Source organism: Kosmotoga sp., assembly GCF_982836095.1.
The window spans coordinates 1-4617 of record NZ_CEYIHJ010000004.1 but is presented as its reverse complement, the minus strand read 5'-3'; the positions used below and the strand labels follow the sequence as shown (position 1 = coordinate 4617).

Below are 4617 nucleotides of genomic sequence, written 5' to 3'. Positions count from 1 at the left end.
CACCTTTATGGACTTTGGTACTTCGGAGCACATATGGGTTCGTATTTGGAAGCATTATAGGCCTAATCGTGTATTACATAATAAAATTCCTCAAAAGCGCAAAGGCCAGACAAAGTTTGACATCAGAAGTGGAAATGAACCGAAATGATGCCGAAGAGTCAAATAAAATGCAGGGGGATTCCGATGAACAATCTGGATGAGGAGGGATAGCATGATCAAAAAGGGAATCGTTTTTACACTTTTTGCTTTAATAGCTGTGATTTCTTTTGCTACAGTGGGGTACGATCTTGAAAAGGTTATCATTGTTCCAATACCTCAGGAATTTGAGGTTTCCATATGGCTAGATAAAGATCCCGGCTCTTTGTACAAGAACGGCGAAGAGGTAAAAGTCTTTTTCAAAACCAACGCAGATGCTTATGTAACGATATACGATATCATGCCAGATGGTAAAGTACAATTGATATTTCCCAACAAATATGATACCAACAACTTTGTCAAAGCAAACAAAGAATACTCTTTACCAACAGATTCGGCAAAATTAGGTTATCGTCTCCTGGTATCTGGTGAAAGCGGAATGGAAATATTTCAAATTGTGGCATCTAAACAACAGCTACCTTTTTTGAAATCTGCAATCGAGAAATTCTCAAAAGAAGCTTTCCCGTTTTTTGAAGATCTTGCAAATAAGCTTGTAGAAGAGCTCGTAAAACCATTTGTAGATAAAGAGGAATATGCAGTTGCTCAGACGTATTTTTATGTGAATGCGCGACCAGCTCAGGGTACATTATCTATCAACAGTGCCCCTGCGGGCGCTAGTGCCTATATCGATGGAAGCTATTACGGGACCACACCATTAAGAGTTTCCCTTGCAGAAGGTGTACACCTTGTGAATCTGTATAAATCCGGATATTCTCCTTATTCCAAGCAGGTGAATGTCAGAGCAGGTACTACCTCATACCTGAATGTAGCGCTTTCAAAAATACAGCAGAAAAAATTCTCAGTTGGCATAAACAGTAGCCCTTCCAGGGCAAAAGTTTACATTGATGGTGTTTACAGAGGGGTTACACCTTTGAATTTAGATCTTACCGCCGGCACTCACACTCTAGAGCTGGAAAAAACGGATTACGAAAAATACACGGAAACAATTAACGTAACCGGGCCAATGAACAAATTCGTCAATTTAAAATTCCTGGGTTACCAGTTGAGTATTACTTCTGATCCCTCAGGTGCTGAAGTATATATATCGGGCGAATATGCTGGTAATACACCATTACAAAGAAGGGTATCCAAAGGCTGGTATAGGATAATCGTGAAAAAAGATGGTTATCAAGATTATTCTGAGTTTATAAATATCAGCGACAACACCAATCTAAAAGTCAAACTGGAAAGAGTCATTCCTCCTGAGGGAACGCTCTTTTTAAGTTACAACCAGGAACAGGTATACATCTACGTTGATGGAGTTTTCTATGGCATTTCTCCCGATTCAATAAAACTCCAACCAGGAACCCATAAAATACTGGCTGTGAAAGAAGGTTATCAGAATCAGGAATATAAATTGAGCATCAACGCAGGTTCTGAATATTACCTAAAAGTTTCTCTGATACCCAAATTGAAACCAGTGATTCTAAAAATCACAACAAATCCATCTAATGCAAGAGTATTTATCAATGGAACCGAATTTGGCAGGAGTCCTATTACAGTTGATCTTGACCCTGGATATTATGAATTGCTGATTGTAAAAGAAGATTATCATTTCGTATATCTTGTCAGGTATTTCAAAATGGGAGAATACAGCCTAAATTTCGATTTGCAAAGTATTGAAGAATAGAGTACTGGAATGATCACCGGGGGAATTCCCCGGTGATTTTTTTTATCTCAAAATCGTTTAGCTCTTTCCAATCACCCGGGTTGAACATTTCAGGCAGCACAAATTCCCCTATCCTGCCCCTTTTAATTGCAGTTACAGTATTCCCATTGGCTTTTACCATCCTTTTTATCTCGTGAAACTTCCCTTCCGTCAAAATGATCAAAATTTTCTTCCCTTCAAGTTTTGTCACCTTTTTTGCTTTCAAAATCTCATCTCCACAACTGATCGGCTCGTTCATCTTCTCTATGAAATCTCCATCTGGCTCATTTTCCAACTCCACAATATATTCTTTTTCGAGATTGTATTTCGGGCTGATGACCCTATGAATGAAAAGCCCATCGTTACTCAACAGCAGCAGTCCTTCAGCATCTTTGTCAAGGCGGCCGGCAATTGAGAGTTCTTTATTGTATGGAGCGTCAATGAGTTCAAAGACGCTTCTCCCTTCATTTATGCTCCTTGAAGATACATAGCCGACTGGTTTATAGAGTGCAATATAAACGCTGTCATAGGTCTCCAACTTCTTATCATTCAAGAAAACTCTATCATGCTGGTAGACCTTGTGATCAACCGCTTTGATAACAGTTCCGTTGACCCTTACCTTGCCCGCTTTGATGAATTTTCGACTCTCGTTTCTGCTGATTCCTGCAAACTTCGAAATGAATTTATCCAACCTCAAAAGCTTCTCCATAAAGCCACTCCTCCTAATCAATTTTAACGCGTCCATTCCTCGAAAAAATTAATATAGAATGGTATAATTTTTTCAAAGAGAAAAAAAGAGAGAAGGTGGAAATATGAGAAAGGAGTGGGTACTCCACAAGCCTGATGATACCCAAGTTTCTCGTTTGGTGGAATATCTTGGCATCGATCCATTCCTTGCCAGGCTTTTGGTAAACAGAAATATAACCGATGAAGTAGAGGCAAGCAGATTTCTTAATCCAGATGCTTCTCTAATGCATGACCCTTTTCTGATGAAGGACATGTCAATAGCAATCAAAACTATTATAGAGTCAGCCGAGCGGGATGACTCTATTGTGATTTTCGGAGATTACGATGTCGATGGTGTTACTTCCACGGCATTGCTATATCTGACGATGAAAAAGTTGGGCTTCAATGTAAGCTACTATATCCCTTTGAGGTTAGAGGAGGGATATGGACTCAGTAAAGATGCTATAACGGAATTGTACGAGCAAGGGCATCGTTTGCTTATAACTGTGGATTGCGGAGTAACTTCTGTGGAGGAGATCAAGCACGCTAAAAAGCTTGGTTTTAAAGTAGTAGTAACTGATCATCATGAAGTGAAAGAAAGTCTGCCCCCAGCGGAGGCCATTGTAAATCCAAAAAGGCCAGACGACGAATATCCATTCAAAGGGCTGGCCGGAGTAGGGGTAGCTTTTAAAGTGCTTTCTGCTTTGAACGAGACTCTGGGGTTCCCACTTGACCCACAAGATTATCTCGATATAGTAGCCTTAGGAACCATTGCAGACATCGTACCCCTGAAGGACGAAAACAGATATATAGTAAGGGAAGGCACTCGAAAGATACAAAAGCGACCCCTTTTGGGCTTAAAAGCTCTTTTAAGCTATCTCAGGCTGAATGCTGAACACTTGACTGCACAGGACATTGCTTTCAAAATAGCACCTAAACTAAATGCAGCTGGTAGAATGGATTCTGCCATAGTAGCTCTTGAATTGCTGATCAGCAGGAATCATGAGGAAGCAATGAAAGCAGCCAGCAGACTCTTACAACACAATCAAAACCGTCAGACAATAGAAGCAAAGATCTTTGATCAAGCAATAAAGGAGATAGAAAAAAACAAAGCCTATAAAAACGATATGGTTCTCATTCTTTCAGGAGAAAATTGGCATTTAGGCGTTCTTGGCATAGTTGCTTCCAGACTTGTAGCGATGTACAACAAGCCTGTATTTCTCATTTCCACTTCCGGTGAAGTTGGGAAAGGATCTGCCAGAAGCCCTTCAGGAATAAGTATTATATCGCTTTTAAACAACATCAATTCATTGCTGAAAGAGTATGGTGGGCACGAGATGGCAGCTGGATTGACAATCGAAAGGAAGAACATCCCACTCATGAGAAAGCTCATCAATGAAGCATATGTAAAATTATATGGGAAAGACCTCCCTGTGTATGTCGTAGAAGTGGATGCCGAACTTTCGCTTGATGAATTTGATAGCGAAAAATTGGGAAAAATTGAATTATTAAGACCTTTTGGACATTCCAATCCCGAGCCGAGGTTCTTGATAAAAAATTTGAACATTGAAAAAGCCAAGACCTTTGGAAATTCAGGTGACCACGTAAAACTAATATTGCGATCAGGCGACAGAAAAGTGCTTGCCATTGGATTTGGCATGAACCACCTTTTTGATGAATTCAAATACGTTAAGCCCAGTTTGCTTAAAATGGACGTTGTGGCAAGTATAAAGACGGATAATGGATACGGATTGGAGGGAATGAAGCTTTCCATTAACGACGCAAGGCTTTATATTGATCCCGTTTTCGAGGAAGAGGTAAAAGATAAGAACTTCGTCTTTGAATTCATAAGGGATTGGAAGAACCAGAAGCCTGATATGAGTAATTTTCAGACAGATGTGAGCTCATTGGTAAACGATCTCGAAAAACATCTTTCACACAAAGCGCCAGAATTCTTACAAATGACAGCAAAAAAAATCTGGGGAGCATTTGGAAGTATCAGGCTGAAGCACCCTCTTCTGGCCTGGAGGCTTCTTAGCAACTATCAT

Annotated in this window: 3 protein-coding genes and 1 pseudogene; 3 read left to right on the top strand and 1 reads right to left on the bottom strand. The window is 40.0% G+C overall.

What is annotated here, in order from left to right; genetic code table 11:
• Together AC3LHT_RS00590 and AC3LHT_RS00585 are read left to right on the top strand one after the other, a co-directional pair.
• Positions 1-200 (top strand): annotated as a pseudogene (locus tag AC3LHT_RS00590) (hypothetical protein); the annotation flags it as partial.
• An 11-nt stretch (positions 201-211) separates the two neighbouring features.
• A complete protein-coding gene (locus AC3LHT_RS00585; RefSeq protein ID WP_290645035.1) occupies positions 212-1825 on the top strand; it encodes a PEGA domain-containing protein in 1614 nt (537 codons plus the stop codon).
• A gap of 13 nt (positions 1826-1838) precedes the next feature.
• On the opposite strand, the gene AC3LHT_RS00580 is transcribed toward AC3LHT_RS00585, so the two are convergent.
• Positions 1839-2552: a pseudouridine synthase gene (locus AC3LHT_RS00580; protein ID WP_488661669.1), complete on the bottom strand. Its 714-nt coding sequence runs from the start codon at positions 2550-2552 to the stop codon at positions 1839-1841.
• Between the two features lie 103 nt (positions 2553-2655).
• On the opposite strand from AC3LHT_RS00580, the gene recJ reads away from it, so the two are divergent.
• The coding region (gene recJ / locus AC3LHT_RS00575) for a single-stranded-DNA-specific exonuclease RecJ (protein WP_488661668.1) at positions 2656-4617 on the top strand (1962 nt) is incomplete at its 3' end.

What these genes read in the sequence shown, in the direction of transcription:
- AC3LHT_RS00580 (WP_488661669.1), bottom strand. Translation starts at nt 2,552, where the DNA reads ATGGAGAAGCTTTTGAGGTTGGATAAATTCATTTCGAAGTTTGCAGGA.
- AC3LHT_RS00585 (WP_290645035.1), top strand. Translation starts at nt 212, where the DNA reads ATGATCAAAAAGGGAATCGTTTTTACACTTTTTGCTTTAATAGCTGTG.